The sequence below is a fragment of the Actinokineospora pegani genome (assembly GCF_009745975.1).
Classification (GTDB): Bacteria; Actinomycetota; Actinomycetes; order Mycobacteriales; family Pseudonocardiaceae; genus Actinokineospora; species Actinokineospora pegani.
The window spans coordinates 196,340-212,017 of record NZ_WHOL01000107.1 but is presented as its reverse complement, the minus strand read 5'-3'; the positions used below and the strand labels follow the sequence as shown (position 1 = coordinate 212,017).

The 15,678-nt window shown below is 71.0% G+C and carries 15 protein-coding genes; 7 read left to right on the top strand and 8 right to left on the bottom strand.

Annotated features, from left to right (window positions below):
- Positions 1-150: 150 nt before the first annotated feature.
- From kal to kdd, 5 genes are read right to left on the bottom strand one after another with little or no spacing between them, the layout of a single operon-like run.
- A complete protein-coding gene (gene kal, locus GCL84_RS20850; protein WP_197523402.1) occupies positions 151-552 on the bottom strand; it encodes a 3-aminobutyryl-CoA ammonia lyase in 402 nt (133 codons plus the stop codon).
- A complete protein-coding gene (gene kamE / locus GCL84_RS20845; protein WP_235926523.1) occupies positions 549-1,286 on the bottom strand; it encodes a lysine 5,6-aminomutase subunit beta in 738 nt (245 codons plus the stop codon). The genes kal and kamE overlap by 4 nt, the downstream gene beginning before the upstream one ends.
- Positions 1,283-2,857 (bottom strand): lysine 5,6-aminomutase subunit alpha, encoded by a 1,575-nt coding sequence (gene kamD / locus GCL84_RS20840; RefSeq protein ID WP_156757196.1) that lies wholly within the window; start codon positions 2,855-2,857, stop codon positions 1,283-1,285. The genes kamE and kamD overlap by 4 nt, the downstream gene beginning before the upstream one ends.
- A complete protein-coding gene (locus tag GCL84_RS20835) occupies positions 2,838-4,457 on the bottom strand; it encodes an amidohydrolase (RefSeq protein WP_156757195.1) in 1,620 nt (539 codons plus the stop codon). Before GCL84_RS20835 ends, kamD begins: the two co-directional genes overlap by 20 nt.
- The gene (gene kdd / locus GCL84_RS30690; RefSeq protein ID WP_156757194.1) at positions 4,454-5,482 is read right to left on the bottom strand and encodes an L-erythro-3,5-diaminohexanoate dehydrogenase; all 1,029 of its coding nucleotides are present in this window, start codon (positions 5,480-5,482) and stop codon (positions 4,454-4,456) included. The genes GCL84_RS20835 and kdd overlap by 4 nt, the downstream gene beginning before the upstream one ends.
- Before the next feature lie 89 nt (positions 5,483-5,571).
- On the opposite strand from kdd, the gene GCL84_RS20825 reads away from it, so the two are divergent.
- From GCL84_RS20825 to GCL84_RS20815, 3 genes are all read left to right on the top strand, one after another.
- A complete protein-coding gene (locus tag GCL84_RS20825) occupies positions 5,572-6,987 on the top strand; it encodes a KamA family radical SAM protein (RefSeq protein ID WP_235926521.1) in 1,416 nt (471 codons plus the stop codon).
- 108 nt (positions 6,988-7,095) lie between these two features.
- On the top strand, positions 7,096-7,707 hold the full coding sequence (locus GCL84_RS20820; protein ID WP_156757193.1) for a TetR/AcrR family transcriptional regulator: 612 nt from the start codon (positions 7,096-7,098) through the stop codon (positions 7,705-7,707).
- Between the two features lie 14 nt (positions 7,708-7,721).
- On the top strand, positions 7,722-9,290 hold the full coding sequence (locus GCL84_RS20815) for an MDR family MFS transporter (RefSeq protein WP_156757192.1): 1,569 nt from the start codon (positions 7,722-7,724) through the stop codon (positions 9,288-9,290).
- 277 nt (positions 9,291-9,567) lie between these two features.
- Here GCL84_RS20815 and GCL84_RS20810 read toward each other — a convergent pair whose 3' ends face one another.
- Positions 9,568-10,284 carry a tyrosine-protein phosphatase gene (locus tag GCL84_RS20810; RefSeq protein WP_235926519.1) on the bottom strand — a complete coding sequence of 239 codons (717 nt, stop codon included), beginning with the start codon at positions 10,282-10,284 and terminating at the stop codon, positions 9,568-9,570.
- A 48-nt stretch (positions 10,285-10,332) separates the two neighbouring features.
- On the opposite strand from GCL84_RS20810, the gene GCL84_RS20805 reads away from it, so the two are divergent.
- Complete coding sequence (locus GCL84_RS20805; protein WP_156757191.1) at positions 10,333-10,797, top strand: GNAT family N-acetyltransferase; 465 nt, start codon at positions 10,333-10,335, stop codon at positions 10,795-10,797.
- Here GCL84_RS20805 and GCL84_RS20800 read toward each other — a convergent pair.
- Entirely contained in the window at positions 10,784-12,184 is a 1,401-nt protein-coding gene (locus GCL84_RS20800; protein ID WP_156757190.1) for an MFS transporter, read from the bottom strand. The genes GCL84_RS20805 and GCL84_RS20800 overlap by 14 nt on opposite strands.
- A 182-nt stretch (positions 12,185-12,366) precedes the next feature.
- On the opposite strand from GCL84_RS20800, the gene GCL84_RS20795 reads away from it, so the two are divergent.
- The 3 genes from GCL84_RS20795 to GCL84_RS20785 are packed head-to-tail and all read left to right on the top strand — an operon-like array spanning position 12,367 to position 15,329.
- Positions 12,367-13,035: a TetR/AcrR family transcriptional regulator gene (locus GCL84_RS20795; protein WP_197523401.1), complete on the top strand. Its 669-nt coding sequence runs from the start codon at positions 12,367-12,369 to the stop codon at positions 13,033-13,035.
- Positions 13,036-13,052: 17 nt separating this feature from the next.
- Positions 13,053-13,904, top strand: coding sequence for a metal-dependent hydrolase (locus tag GCL84_RS20790; RefSeq protein ID WP_156757188.1), 852 nt, complete (start codon positions 13,053-13,055; stop codon positions 13,902-13,904).
- Positions 13,905-15,329, top strand: coding sequence for a carboxylesterase/lipase family protein (locus tag GCL84_RS20785; protein ID WP_235926517.1), 1,425 nt, complete (start codon positions 13,905-13,907; stop codon positions 15,327-15,329).
- Between the two features lie 43 nt (positions 15,330-15,372).
- Here the strand turns inward: GCL84_RS20785 and GCL84_RS20780 are convergent, their stop codons facing one another.
- Positions 15,373-15,669 (bottom strand): hypothetical protein, encoded by a 297-nt coding sequence (locus GCL84_RS20780; protein ID WP_156757187.1) that lies wholly within the window; start codon positions 15,667-15,669, stop codon positions 15,373-15,375.
- Between the last annotated feature and the right edge of the window lie 9 nt (positions 15,670-15,678).

The following is a 15,678-nucleotide window of genomic DNA, read 5'->3' as shown; positions in this document are numbered from 1 at the left end:
GCAACTGGCTGCCCCGCGCCGCTTCCTGTGGTTCCCCGGCGGTTTACCAGCCCCGCGCTAACCGGTGCAAGCACTTCCTTGCTCCATCCGGCCCACACACCAGAAGATCACTCACTCGGACGAGTCACAACCACGGTTACCCACCAGTGGTCACCCTCCGGAGTCCCGGGCGGCGGGGACCACAACAGTGCCCCTCGCCCGGGTGACGACGATCGGCGGGTCACACACCCGGGCCGCCGACGGCCCCACCTCCGGGGTCGCCCGGCACACCACCCGCGCCTCGAACACCACCCCCCGCGACCGGGTCCCCACCCGGGTGATCGTGGCGGTGGCCTCCACGACGTCGCCCGCGCGCAGCGGCGCCGAGAACTCCACCGCCTCGTAGCCGGCGAACAGGCCCTCGTCGCCGTCGGCGCGGACCGACAGCTCGGTGGCCACGTCACCGAACAGCCCCAACGAGTACGCCCCCTCCACCAGACCGCCCCCGTAGTGGGCGTGGGAGTGGGGCACGTAGCGGCGGTGGGTGACGCTCAACCCGACGACGGCGGTCACGCGGCGGTCCTCCCGGTCAGGGCGTGCACGAGGTACGAGGCGACCTCCCCGGGGGTGGTGCCCCGGCCGAAGACCCGGTCCACCCCCAGCTCACCGGCCATCAACGGGTCGAACCGGGGGCCACCCACCACCAGCAGCGGCCCGGCCGCGCCCATGGCCTCCCGGAACGCCGCCGACATCTCCCGGGTGTTGAGCAGGTGCGCCTCACGCTGGGTCACCACCTGCGAGACCAGGACCGCGTCGGCGCGCTCGGCCCGCGCACGGCGCACCAGCTCCGGCACACCCACCTGCGCGCCCAGGTTCACCACCCGCAGCTCCCGGTAGTACTCCAAGCCCTTCTCCCCGGCGAACCCCTTCACGTTGAGGATCGCGTCGATGCCCACGGTGTGGGCGTCGGAGCCGATGCACGCCCCCACCACGACCAGCTTGCGCCGCAGCGACCGCCGCACCGCGGCGTCGACCTCCGCGGGCGGCAACAGCGGGTAGTCGCGCTCGACCACCCGCACCGCGCCCAGGTCGACCAGGTGGGTCACCGAGCCGTAGACGACGAAGAACGTGAACTCCTCACCGATGGGGTGCGAGTGCACCACCATCGCCGGGTCCATGCCCATCTTGTTCGCCAACTGCCGGGCGGCGCCGTCGGCGCGCGGCCCGTGCGGCACCGGCAGGGTGAACGACAACTGCGCCATCCCGTCGCCGCGGGTGTCGCCGTAGGGGCGCACGTGCCCGCTCACCGGGTCTGCCCACCCTCGAGCATGTCGCTGGCCGGGTTGAGGTACCCGTCGGCCTTCTCCACCACCCCGTCGGCGCCCCTGCCCCCCTCCGGCGGCCGTTTCATCAACCCGAACGTGCCCCGGGCGATGGCGGTCAACAACCCCTCCTCGACCACCCGCTCCAACAACTCCACCGCCTCACCCAACACCCGGTGCGCGCGCGAGACGATGAACCCGCCCGGCGCGGGCCGGAAATCCTCCGCCAACGCCCCCGCCGCCCCCAACACGTACCGCACATTGGCCAGCGCCAGGTCCCGATCCGACAGGAACGGCGTCGCCACCGCCTCGGTCATCATCCCCACCAGCAGGATCGACTGCCCCGTCAACACCCCCGCCAGGTTGAAGAACCCGTCGAGCAGATGCCCGGCGAACACGTTGCCCGTCATGTGCTTGGTCGGCGGCATCCACTTCAACGGCGCGTCCGGGAACAGCTCCCGCGCCAACAACGCGTGCGCCAACTCCAACCGGAACGACTCCGGCACCGCCGGATCGATCTCGAACGCGTGCCCCAACCCCACCAACGCGTCGGGCAACCCCGCCTCGTGCGCGAACCGCTCGTTGAGCAACTGCGACACCGTCACCGTGTGCGCGGCGCCCACCGCATCGTCGGTGGTCAGGTAGTTGTCCTCACCGGTGTTGATGATGATTCCCGCACGCGCGTGCACCTGCCGGGAGAACCGCTGGTCGACGAACGTGCGGACCGGGTTGATGTCGCGGAACAGGATGCCGTACATCGAGTCGTTGAGCATCATGTCCAACCGCTGCAACCCGGCCAACACCGCGATCTCGGGCATGCACAACCCCGACGCGTAATTGGTCACCCGCACATACCGGCCCACCTCCCCGGACACCACGTCCATGGCCGCGCGCATGATCCGGAAGTTCTCCTGCGTGGCGTAGGTGCCCGCGAACCCGTGATGGGTCGCCCCCTCCGGCACATAATCCAACAGCGACTGCCCCGTCGAGCGGATCACCGCGATCACATCCGCCCCCGCCCGCGCCGCACTCGCCGCCTGCACCACGTCCTCATCGATGTCACCGGTCGCCACGATCAAGTACACCCACGGCCGCCGCGGCGGGTCCCCCAACCTGGCCACCAACCGGTCCCGCGCCACCTTCGCCCGGTCCACCGCGCGCAACCCCCGCCCCACCGCCACCCGCGCCGCCCGACCCGCCCGCGCCGCCGCCGCCCCGGCGGGCACCGTGAACCGCACCTGCCCGGCGGCGGTGGCCTCCGCCAACTCCGTCAACGACCCCAAACCGAGCTCACCCACCGCGTGGAACACCGGCAACACCACCCCGTGCTCCAACCCGCACTGCTCCCGGACGGTGTCCACCACCCGGTTCACCCACGGCACATCCCCCGCCCGGTGCGCGGTGTCGGCCCCGGTGATCCCCGCCAAACGCAACGTCGCGCGCTCCACGGCGACAGTGGTGTGCGCGCGCGCCAACCCCACCACCGGCTCCGCCGCCCGCGCGGCCAGGGCACGCGCCCTGGCCACCACCGCGGCATCAAGGTCGAGCAGGGGCATGGGACTCCTCCCGGTCGTAGATGACCCGCCCGGCGCGCACCGTGCGCAGGCAGGTGGGCAACACCGCGCCGTCGTGCAACGCGGGCAACCCGGGGACACGGGCACGCGGATCGGTCGACCACCGCTGCACCCGCGAGTCCGGCGCGGCGGTGACCAACTCACCCGCGTCCCACACCGCGTAATGCGCAGGCGCCCCCGGCACCAACGACCCGGTGACCCCGTCATCGACCCCACCGGCCCGCCACCCACCACGGGTGTGCGCGGTGAACGCCGCCCGCGGCGACAACCCGAACCCCGGCGTGCGGTGGCACACCGCCGCCCGCACCGCCGCCCACGGGTCCACCGGGGTCACCGGCGCGTCCGACCCCAACGCCAACACCACCCCCGCCGCGGCCAACCGCGCGAACGGGTTCAACGCCGACCCCCGCTCCACCCCCAACCGCCGCGCGTACATGCCCTCCGGCCCACCCCACAACGCGTCGAACAACGGCTGCACCGAGGCCACCACACCCCACTGACCCAACCGGTCGGCCTGCTCCCCCGACACCATCTCCACGTGCTCCAACCGGTGCCGCGACCCCGCCAACGCCGCACGCCCCACCCTGGCCTCCGCCCGCGCGAACCCCTCCACCACCTCCGCCACCGCCCCGTCACCGATCACGTGGAACCCCGCCTGCACCCCCGCCTCCGTGCACACCACCACATGCTCGGCGACCGCCGCCGCGTCCAGGTACAACGACCCCCGCGACCCCGGCGCGTCCGCGTAATCAGCCACCAGACCCGCCGTGCGCGACCCGATCGCCCCATCGACGAACAAATCACCCCCCAAACCACGCACCCCCAACTCCGCCACCAACGACGGCGACCCGCACTCCCCCCAATAACCCACCACCTCCGGCAGATCCGCCGCACACCCCGCCAACAACGCCGCCAGGTCCGCACGCCCGGAGATGTCCGGCCCCGCGCACTCGTGCACCGCCACCACCCCACGCGCCGCCGCGTGCCGCAAGAACCCCTCCTGCGCCACCCCCCGCTGCCCAGGAGTGATCAACCCCAACGCCACCCGCCGCACCCGGTGGTGCGCCTCCCGCGACAACGGCCCCACCGCGTCGAACCCCGCGACCCCCGCCACCCCCTCCGCCCGGTCCACCAACGCCGACGACACCACCGCCGAGTGCACATCCACCCGCGACAAATACACCGGCACACCACCGGCCACCGCGTCCACCTCCGCCCGCGACGGCGCCCGCCCCTCCGGCCACCCCGTCTCATCCCACCCATGCCCCCACACCGGGCCACCCGCACGCGCGTACCCCGCCACCAAGTCCAGGCACTCCCGCAACGACCCACACCCGGTCAGGTCCAAACCGGTCAACAACAACCCCGCCGCCGTGGCGTGCACATGCGCGTCCACGAACGCGGGCGCCACGAACGCCCCACCCAGGTCAACCACCTCAGCACCCGGGTGCAACGCCCGCCCCACCCGGTCCTGCCCCAACCACACCACCACCCCATCCCGCACAGCCATCGCCGTGGCATGCGGATCAGCCGGGGAATGCACCCGGCCACCCACCAACACTGTCGTCTCCGCGCTCGTCATGACACAGGAGTCTGCCGCTCGCGCGCACCGAACAACCCCCGCACCCCGGCCTCACCCCGATACAGCGACAACGCGAACTCCGCGTGCCCCGGCACATACCCGTTCCCGACCAGCATCCGCACATCCGCCGCCAACCCCTCCGCCCCCAACGCCGCCGCCGAGAACGACGTCGCCATCGAGAAGAACACCACCGTCCCCCCATCCGCCGTCGCCAACACCGCCCCGTGCTCACACCCCGCCACATCCACGCACACCACCGTCACATCCACCGGCTCCCCCACCGCACCCGCCACCGCCACCGGGTCCCGCGCGTCAGCCACCACCACCTCACCGGCCAACCCCGACGCCCGCACCGCCACCGCCTCCCCCTCCGTCGGCACCAACGCCACCACCCGACCCGCCCCAGCCGCCCGCGCCGCCGCCAACGACAACGACCCCGACTTGCCCCCACCACCCAACACGCACACCGACGCCCCCACCCCCGCCGCACGCACCACCCGATCGGTCAACGCGGGCGCCCCGCACACGTCCAACACCGACAACGCCACCCCCTCCGGCAGATCCCCCGGCAACCGCGCCACGACCGACCGCCCGAACAACACCGCCGTCCCCGCACACGGCACCTGCTCCGAATCCCCACCCCACCGGACCAACCCATCGGTGATCCGCAACGGCGTCAACGACAACGACACCAACGACGCCACCCGGTCCCCCACCACCAACCCCAACCGCGACTCAGGCCCCACCGCCACCACCGTCCCCGACAACATCCCACCCGACCCCGTCACCGGGTTCTGCATCTTCCCCCGCTCGGCCACGATCCCCAGCACCGCCGCCCGCACCGCCGCACCCGACCCGTGCTCCTCCCGCAACTGCCGAAACGACGCCGCGTCCAGGTTGAGCACCTCCACCGCCACCACCACCTCGTCCACCCCCGGCTCCGGATCGGCGTCCAACCGCCACGCCCGCTGCGGCAACACCCCCGCAGGCTCCAACACCCGGTGCAAACCCAACGGCGAACTCACGACCACGTCACCCTCCTGCCGAAAGATTTGCGTCCAACCGCACATCTGACAGCATATCTTCACGCGAAGCTCTCGGCGAGGAGGAAAACATGCCAACTCTCGACGACCGGACCGCGACCACCACACCCCCGACACCCCACGGCGACCACCCGGCCCAGCCCTACGAGTACACCCGGCGCACCCTCACCGAACCCGACTGGCGCCGCTTCCCCGCCTGGCACGACACCACCGACACCCAATGGCGCGACGCCCAATGGCAACGCGCCCACTGCGTCAAGAACCCCACCCAACTCCGCGCCGTCGTCGGCAACCTGCTCACCGACGACTTCTACGACGACCTCGCCGCCGACCAGCACAACCACGCCACCATGTCCATGCTCATCCCCCCGCAGATGCTCAACACCATGGCCCCCCACGCCGACACCACCCCCACCGCCTTCACCGACGCCTTCCGCGCCGACCCCATCCGCAACTACATGCTCCCCATCGCCACCGACCGCGACCCCCACTGGCCCAGCCACCCCCACTCCACCCGCGACTCACTCCACGAAGCCGAGATGTGGGTCGTCGAAGGCCTCACCCACCGCTACCCCACCAAAGTCCTCGCCGAACTCCTCTCCACCTGCCCCCAGTACTGCGGCCACTGCACCCGCATGGACCTCGTCGGCAACAACACCCCCCAGGTCGACAAGCACAAACTCGCCCTCAAACCCACCGACCGCCAAGACGCCATGATCACCTACCTCAAAGCCACCCCCGGCGTCCGCGACGTCGTCGTCTCCGGCGGCGACGTCGCCAACGTCCCCTGGCGCCAACTCGAGACCTTCCTCATGCGCCTGCTCGACATCGACACCGTCCGCGACATCCGCCTCGCCACCAAAGCCCTCGCCGCACTACCCCAGCACTGGCTGCAACCCACCATCGTCGAAGGCCTCGAACGCGTCGCCCGCACCGCCCACCGCCGCGGCGTCAACCTCGCCATCCACACCCACGTCAACCACACCCAATCCGTCACCCCCCTCGTCGCCGAGGCCACCCGCACCGCCCTCGACGTCGGCGTCCGCGACATCCGCAACCAGGGCGTCCTCATGCGCGGCGTCAACAACACCCCAGAAGCCCTCCTCGACCTCTGCTTCGCACTCCAAGGAGAAGCCGGGATCCTGCCCTACTACTTCTACATGTGCGACATGATCCCCAACGCCGAACACTGGCGCGTCGCCGTCTGGGAAGCCCAGAACCTCCAACACGCCATCATGGGCTACCTCCCCGGCTACGCCACCCCCCGCATCATCTGCGACGTCCCCTACGTCGGCAAGCGCTGGGTCCACCAACTCGCCGACTACGACCGCGACCTCGGCATCTCCTACTGGACCAAGAACTACCTCGCGGGCTCCGAACGCGACACCGACGACACCGACGTCCTCCACCGCCGCTACCCCTACTACGACCCGATCACCACCCTGCCCGCCGCGGGCCGCGACCACTGGACCCACCACACCGACTGACCCACCCCGGCAGGAACAGACCAGCAACCCCAGCCCGCAGACAACGTGACTCACTACACTCCCTGCAAACTTGCAGCCACTGCACAAACAGCCGGTACTGTGACCACCATGGGCACCGAAGGCCTCCGCGACCGCAAAAAACGCCAAACCCGCACCACCCTCGTCCGCGCCGCCGTCGAACTCGCCACCGAACACGGCTACGACAACATCACCACCGACGACATCGCCACCCGCGCAGGCGTCTCCACCCGCACCTTCTTCAACTACTTCGCCACCAAAGAAGACGCCGTCCTCAACCCAGACCCCGGAGCCGACGACCGCATCCGCGCCCACATCACCACCAGCCCACCCGACCAACACCCCCTCGAAACCGCCCGCACCTTCCTCCACAACGAACTCACCACCATCGACCACGACCACAAACTCTGGCTCGCCCGCCTCTCCGTCATCCGCGAACACCCCGACATGCTCAACCGCGCCTTCCTCAGCGGAGCCGCCACCGAACACACCCTCGCCGAAGCCTTCGCCGACCGCCTCGGCCTCCCCGCCGACCACACCTACCCACGCACCACAGCCGCCACCATCACCAGCGCCTTCCGCGTCGCCCTCACCCAATGGCTCCGCACCCCCGGCGACCCCACCACCCCAGCCCTCGGCGACCACATCAACGAGGTCTTCACCCTGCTCACCCACGGCCTCACGCCACCGGCCCGGCCCTGACCACCCGAGGAACGATGTCCGACACCACAACCGGGCCGACCACACCGGCACCGCGCCAACTCACCAACCGCCGCGAAGTCCTGCAAGCCATCTCCGGCCTCATGCTCGGCATGTTCGTCGCCGTCCTCGCGGGCACCATCGTCGCCAACGCCCTGCCCCGCATCATCAACGACCTCAACGGCTCCCAATCCGTCTACACCTGGGTCATCACCACCGAACTGCTCGCCATGACCGCCACCGTCCCCCTCTGGGGCAAGATGGCCGACCTCTACAGCCGCAAACTGCTCATCCAAGCCTCACTGGGCATGTTCGCCCTCGGCTCCCTGCTCGCCGGGATCTCACCCAACATCGAATTCCTCATCGTCAGCCGCATCGCCCAGGGCATCGGCGCGGGCGGCATCACCGCACTCGCCACCATCGTGATGGCCGCCATCATCCCGCCCCGCGAACTCGGCCGCTACGCGGGCATCTTCGGCGCCGTCTTCGGCGTCGGCACCGTCGCCGGACCCCTCATCGGCGGCGTCATCGTCGACACCTCCTGGCTCGGCTGGCGCTGGTGCTTCCTCATCGGCGTCCCCTTCACCCTCGCCTCCATCATCCTGCTGCAGAAGACCCTCAACCTCCCCACCATCCGCAAGCAGGTCACCATCGACTGGCTCGGCGCCGCCCTCATCGTCACCGGCGTCTCCACCCTGCTCATCTGGTCCTCCCTCGCGGGCAACACCTTCGACTGGGCCTCCGGCTGGACCGCCGCCCTGGTCACCGCGGGCATCGCGCTCCTCGCACTCGCCATCCTCGTGGAGTCCCGCGCCGCCGACCCCGTCGTGCCACTGTCCATCTTCGGCAACCGCACCGTGGCCATGGCGGTCATCGCCTCCGCCTTCGTCGGCACCGCCATGTTCGGCGGCACCGTGTTCCTGTCCCAGTTCTTCCAGATCGGCCACGGCATGTCCCCCACCGAGGCCGGACTGCTCAGCCTCCCGCTGGTCTTCGGCCTGCTGATCTCCTCCACCGTCGCCGGGCAGCTCATCAGCAAGCACGGCAAGTGGAAGACCTACCTGGTCTCCGGCGGCGTCATCACCGTCGCGGGCATGGCGCTGCTGGCCACCATCTCCACCGACACCAGCCTCGTCCTCATCGGGGTGTACATGGCCCTGTTCGGCATCGGCATCGGCCTGCTCATGCAGAACCTGGTCCTGGTCGCCCAGAACGACGTCCCCGCCAAGGACCTCGGCGCCACCACCTCCACCATCACTTTCTTCCGCAGCCTCGGCGGCGCGATCGGCGTCAGCGCCCTCGGCGCCGTCCTGGCCAACCGCATCAGCAGCGACCTCGCCGAGCGCATCCCCGGCACCCCCACCACCGGCGGCAGCACCGAGGTCCCCGACCTGTCAGTCCTGCCCGACCCCATCCGCCTCATCGTCCAGGACGTCTACTCCACCGCCACGGCACACCTGTTCCTCATCGCCACCCCCATCGCCGCCGTCGCACTGATCGCCGTCCTGCTCATCAAGGAAAAGCCCCTCAAGACCCAATCCGGCGACGAACGCCTCGCCGCCGAGCTGGCCGCCTCGGGCCACTAGCCCCCCGACCGCTACGAGGGAGCTCAGGATCGGCCCCCTCGTAGCGGCTGGTTTTGGTGGTTTGTTGGTTGTTTTTAACTGCTGTGTATCTTGATAGTGAATAGTTAATAATTAACACAGAGCATCCGGTGCCCACGATCTGGGCGACGGGCGTCATCCTCAGTGTCGACCGCACCAACAAGACCTGGACGCGTATAGCCCGCCGGGTCGACACGGTCTTGTCGCCCCTGTAGCCCTGCCCGATCTGTTCGATCTGTTCGATCGACAGTCAATTAATCTAGATAGTCGATAGTTTATACTTTAGAACCAAACGATCTCGGATCGCCTCGACCCGCACCGCGCCCACAACCCCCACCAGGTAGTCCTGGATGTCGTGCGACGCGACAGCGTCCAGAACCGCCTGGCGAGCCGTGGTCCCCTCCGAGGCGATCAACTGCTCGATCTTCCGGGTCTGGTCCCCCGCCCCCAGCGCTACCCACGCGGGCTCCAACCTGGCTGTGCTCACCACGTAGTCGTCCGCGATCACCTCGGCGGGAACACCCACAGCCGCCAACAGCAGCAGCACGACCAAACCAGTCCGATCCCGCCCACCGCCGCAATGCACGAACACCCCGCCCGCGGGAGCGTCGGCGACAGCGGCGACCACACGGGCGACCCGCCCGAGAAACCGGTCCAGGAAGGCCCCGTAGTACAGCGGCGTGCAGTCCAGGCCACGCCCCCACACATCCCAGAACTCACCGTCGTCCAAGTCGTCCAGCGGCACGTGGACGACCTCAAGCCCCTCCCCCGGCTCGTACTCGTCGCCGGTCAGGTTCACCAGCGTCCGCACCCCGTGCGCCCGAAGCGCCGCCCACCCGCCCACCGTGAGGTTGCCCGGGTGGTCACCCCGCACGACGGCGCCCCAGCGCGTGGTTCTCCCGTCGCGGGTGGGAAGACCCCCGAGGTCCCGCACGTTGTAGGTGTCCGGCCAGTCCAGGTCTCTCGTGGTGTGCACGCTCGCAATGACGCCCACCGCCGCGCTGCCGTTGCCTATCCTCCGGTCGTGGAGATCGAGCTGGACGACCTCAGTGGACCCGAGATCGCGGAGTTCCTCGCCGAGCACGTCGCGCAGATGCGGGAGACGAGTCCGCTGGAGAGCAAGCACGCGCTGGACCTGGCGGGGTTGCGCGAGCCCGGGGTGACGTTCTGGTCCGCGCGGGTCGGTGGGCGGGTTGTCGGGTGTGCGGCGGTGCAGCGGCTCGATGACGAGCACGGCGAGGTCAAGTCGATGCGGACGCGGCCGGGGGTGCGGCGCAGTGGGGTCGGCAGGGCGGTGCTGGGGCACCTGGTGGCCGAGGCGCGTGGGATGGGGTTCCGGCGGCTGAGCCTGGAGACGGGGTCGGCCGAGTTCTTCGCCCCCGCGCGGGCGCTCTACGAGAAGTTCGGGTTCGCCTACTGCGCGCCGTTCGCGGACTACGTCCTGGACCCGCACAGCGTCTTCATGACCCTCGACCTCAGCGCGGGCTGACCGTCAGCGCCCGCCCGATCCCACGGCGCACCGCCAGGACCACGGCCAGGCCCGCGGCGAGTTGCACCGCCAGGACGACGCCGAACGCGGCGGAGTGCGGGCTCACCGCGAGGACCCCGCCGAAGACGCTGCCCAGGGCGGTGACGCCGATGGTCATCGCGCCCTGCTGGGTGGTGACCAGCACGCCCCCGCCGACCGCCGCGTGCCGGGTGGGGATGGCGGCCAGGATGGAGATCTGGGTGCTGCCGACGACGACGGCCTGGCCGAAGCCGACCAGGGCCAGGCCGGGCAGCGCCGACCACGCCGAGGTGGCCAGGACCCCGGTGGCGACGCACGACAGCAGCCACACCACTCCCCCGGCCTGGGCGAGCGCGCCGCAGGTGGTCGCCCGGTCACCGAGGTGGGCGCGCAGGGCGGGGACGGTGAGCGAGCCCGCCAGGAAGGCGGCCGCGAGGGGCACGACCACGAGTCCGGCCCACAGCGGGTCCAGCCCGAAGCCCTGCTGCAGGGTCAGCGGCAGCGCGTAGAGGCACCCGGCCCAGGCGGCGAGGAACGGGACGACGGTCAGCAGGCCGCGGCGCACCGCCGGGGTGGCCAGGAGGCTGGGCGGCAGCAGCGGCGCCCGTCCGGCGGCGCTGACCTGGGTCTCCACCCGCCACAGCGCGTACCCGGCGGCGGGGACGAGCACGAGCATCGCCACTGTCCACCACGGCCAGCCCAGCACCGGGCCGCGGTTGAGCGGGATGAGCAGCAGCAGACCCGCGACGGCCAGCAGGCCGGTGCCGCGCGGGTCGATGCCCGCGGGGGTGGCCGAGCGGGTCTCCGGCACGACCAGCGCGGTCAGCAGCACGGCGGCGATGCCGACCGGCAGGTTGACCAGGAAGATCAGCCGCCAAGAGGTGCCCCACAGGTCGACCGAGGTCAGCAGGCCGCCGACGAACAGGGCGCCCATGGCGGCCAGTCCGCTGACGGCGGTGTGGCGGCTCATCGACCGCGGGCAGCGCGCCGGCGGGGTGGTGGCCGAGATCGTGCCGAGGACCTGGGGCGGGATGAGCGCGGCGGCCGCGCCCTGGGCGATGCGGGCGCCGACCAGCCAACCCGTGGTGGGGGCGAACGCGCACACCATCGAGGCGGCGGTGAACGCGAGCAGGCCGAGCAGCAGCACGGTGCGGCGGCCGTAGGCGTCGCCGAGCCTGCCGCCGAGGGTGAGGAAGACGGTGAACGCGATGCCGTAGCCGGCGACGACGAGGCACAAGTCGGCGTTGTCCGCGGCGAGCGAGGTGGCGATCGTGGGCAACGAGACGTTCACGATGAAGGCGTCCGCCATCGGCAGCAGCCCGGCGAACAGCAGGACCGCGAGACCGGGTCCGGTCAGCGGGCGGGTCATCGGTGGGCTACCCCGCCGCGCGCGCCAGGAAGGCCGCTGCCACCCGCGGGGCAGGCTCGTGCGGCGACGACGTCCGTCACGCCGGTGAGCCTACACAGTTGGGATTAACCTCCCATTTCAGTCAATGGTGCGCGCGAACAGGCAGGCTTGCCTGTTTGTGGATGTCGGTCTACCGTCCACCCGTGATCCGTCATCGCCGACAGCTCTCCCCCGAACGGGCAGGCGTGCGCGTGCCGCAGGCCGAGCGCGCCGGGGCGATGCGCGCGCGGCTGCTCGACGCCACGATCGGCTGCGTGGCCGAGCTGGGCTACGGCGGCGCCTCGACCAACGACATCGTGCGCCGGGCGCGGGTGTCGCGCGGCGCGCTGGCCCACCACTTCCCCACCAAGGCCGACCTGGTCAGCGCCGCGGCGCAGCGGCTGCTGGAGTCCAAGGTGGATGAGTTCCGCGCCCGCTTCGGCGCCATCGCCCCGGACCGGCGGACCCCGGCCGAGGGCTTGGGCGTGCTGTGGTCGTTCTACGCCGACACCGGCGGCCTGGTGCTGCTGGAGCTGATGGTCGCCGCCCGGCACAACCCGGAGCTGGCCGAGGTCTTGGCGCCGATGCCCGACCGCATCGCCGAGGTGACCGCCGAGGTGTTCACCGAGTTCTTCCCGGACCTGGCCGACCGCCCGTTCCTGAGCGAGGCGCTGCGCGGCGTGCACGCCCTGTTCAGCGGCCTGGCGCTCAACGCCCTGCCCGACGGCGACCCGGCGGGCCGCGGCGCGGAGGTCCGCGCTTTCGTCAAGCTGCTGGTCTCCGCCGCCCCGCACCTGCACGACGCCGCGTTCCTCATCCCCGACCCCGCGTAACCCCGGAGGCACAAGCCATGTCCATCCCGATCAAACCGCGTCGCATCCGGTTCGACTACGGCCCCGCGACCGGTCTGGAGACCGGCGAGCGGCGCCACTACGTCCAGGACGACCTGGTGATGAGCCACATCGTCGCGACGCTGTCGGCGATGTTCCCCGAGGGCGAGGACTTCTTCGTCCGCTCGGTGCGCCACTACTCCGACCGGATCACCGACCCGCAGCTCAAGAAGGACGTCGCCGGGTTCATCGGCCAGGAGGTCACCCACGGCCGCGAGCACCGCGACCTCAACGACCGCCTCCAGGAGATGGGCTATCCGACGCACCGGGTCGACCAGATGGTCAAGCGGGCGCTGAGCATGTACTGGAAGCGGCTGCCGAAGATCTCCTCGCTGGCGGTGACCTCCGCGCTGGAGCACTACACCGCGGCGCTGGCGGAGACGCTGCTGATCGACCCGCGCGCGCAGGAGCTGCTGGGCACCAGCGAGGTGCGGTCGGTGCTGCTGTGGCACGCGATCGAGGAGTCCGAGCACAAGGCGGTCGCGTTCGACGTCTACCGGGCCGTGGGCGGCACGGAGAAGCGGCGCATCTGGACCATGCGCTGGATGACGTGCAGCTTCCTGTTCGGCGTCACCATGCACACCCTGGCCTCCCTGGCGGGCGACAAGGCGGCCCGCAACCCCAAGCGGCTGCTCAAGAGCTTCGCGGCGCTGCGGCACTCGCCGTTCCTGACCAAGGAGGTCCGCCAGCGGATTCGCGACTACAACCGCGTGGGCTTCCACCCGAACGACAACGACAACACCGAGCTTCTGCGAAAGTGGACCCAGCAGCTTTTCGGCGAGCAGGGCGAACTCGCCCACAACTTGAAGTAGGTGGCCGTGGACCTGGTCGTGCGCACGTCGTCCGGATCGGTGCGGGGCAGCGCGGGCGCGGGGGTGACCAGGTTCCTGGGCATCCCCTACGCCGCGGCCCCCGAGGGGCCGTTGCGGTTCCAGGGCCCCGCTCCGGTGGTGCCCTGGTCCGGCGAGCGCGACGCGACCAGGTTCGGCGTCGCGCCGCCGCAGGGTCCGCTCGTCCCCGGCATGCCCTCGCCGTGGTCGCCCGGGGACGGCGTGGACTCCCTGTCGGTGAACGTCTACGTGCCCGAGGGCGGCGGGACGGGGCTGCCGGTCATGGTGTGGATCTACGGCGGCGCGTACCAGAACGGGTCGTCGTCGCTGCCCGGCTACGACGCGACCCGGCTGGCCGAGAGCGGCGTCGTAGTCGTGACGCTCAACTACCGGCTGGGCTTCGACGGCTTCGGCGTGGTGCCCGGCGCCCCCGCGAACCGGGGCCTGTTGGACCAGGTGGCGGCGCTGCGGTGGGTGCGGTCGGAGATCGCGGCGTTCGGCGGCGACCCGGCGAACGTGACCGTCTTCGGCGAGTCGGCGGGCGCCGGGTCGATCGCGGTGCTGCTGGCCGCCGACCTGGGCCTGTTCCGCCGGGCGATCGCGCAGAGCGTGCCGTCGGGGTACCGGAGCCTGGAGCAGGCGCGGGAGGTCACCCGGGTCGTGGCCGATGAGCTGGGGATCGATCCGTCCGACTTCGCGAGCGTGCCACTGGAGGCGGTGCTGGCCGCCCAGAGCGCGCCGCTGCGCCGGGCTCGAATCGGGATCACCGCCTTCGGCCCGGTGGTCGACGGCGACCTGCTGACCGACCAGCCGTGGAACCTGATCGCCCGGGGCGCGGGCCGGGACGTGGAGCTGGTCTGCGGGTTCACCCACGACGAGTTCCGGCTGTTCTCGACGATGATCGATCTGAGCGCGGCCACCCCGGAGGACATCGTGGCGGCGGGTCCGCTGCCCGACTCGGCGCTGGCCGACTACCGGGCGGCGTACCCGGGCCTGGCCGACCGGGAGCTGATCGACACGATCATGTCCGACAGCCTGTTCCGGATGCCGACGACGTGGACAGCCCAGGCCCACGCGGCGGCGGGCGGGCGGACCTGGCTCTACGACTTCGCCTGGGAGGGGCCGCTGGGCGCCTGCCACGGCATCGATGTGCCGTTCACCTTCGGCATCGCGGACTCGCCCATCGCCGCCATGGTCCTGGGCTCCCCGGTGCCGGACAGCTTCGAAGCGCTGTCGGCGGCGTTGCGCGCCTCGTGGACCGGGTTCGCCAGGACCGGGGACCCCGGCTGGGCCCCGTTCACCGAGAACGACCAGGTCACCCGGCGGTGGGACACCGACATCACCGAGGCGCTTTACCCGATCCCAGAGTCGCGGGACATCTGGTCAGCGGCTCGATCGAGGACGTGAGACGTGGGTGGGGCCGCGGGCGCGGTCCCACCCACGCTTTGCCTCAGTGGTCGTCGTAGTGGTCGCCGTGGGCGGCGTGGCGGTGGCCGTCGTGGGCGTAGTCGACGTGGTCGCCGTGCTGGACGGCCGTGTGGCCGCAGCCCTCGCCGTGGACGTGGTCGGTGTGCTCGTGCGGCACGTGGTCGGCGGGCTCGCACTCGTCCCAGTGGCCGTCGTGGTCCCGGTGCAGGTGGCCGTCGTGCGCGTAGTCCACGTGGTCACCGTGCTGGATGGCGGTGTGGCCGCAGCCCTCCCCGTGGGCGTGGGTGTGGGCGGGGTGCTCGGCGTGGGTCGTGGTCATCGCTGATCG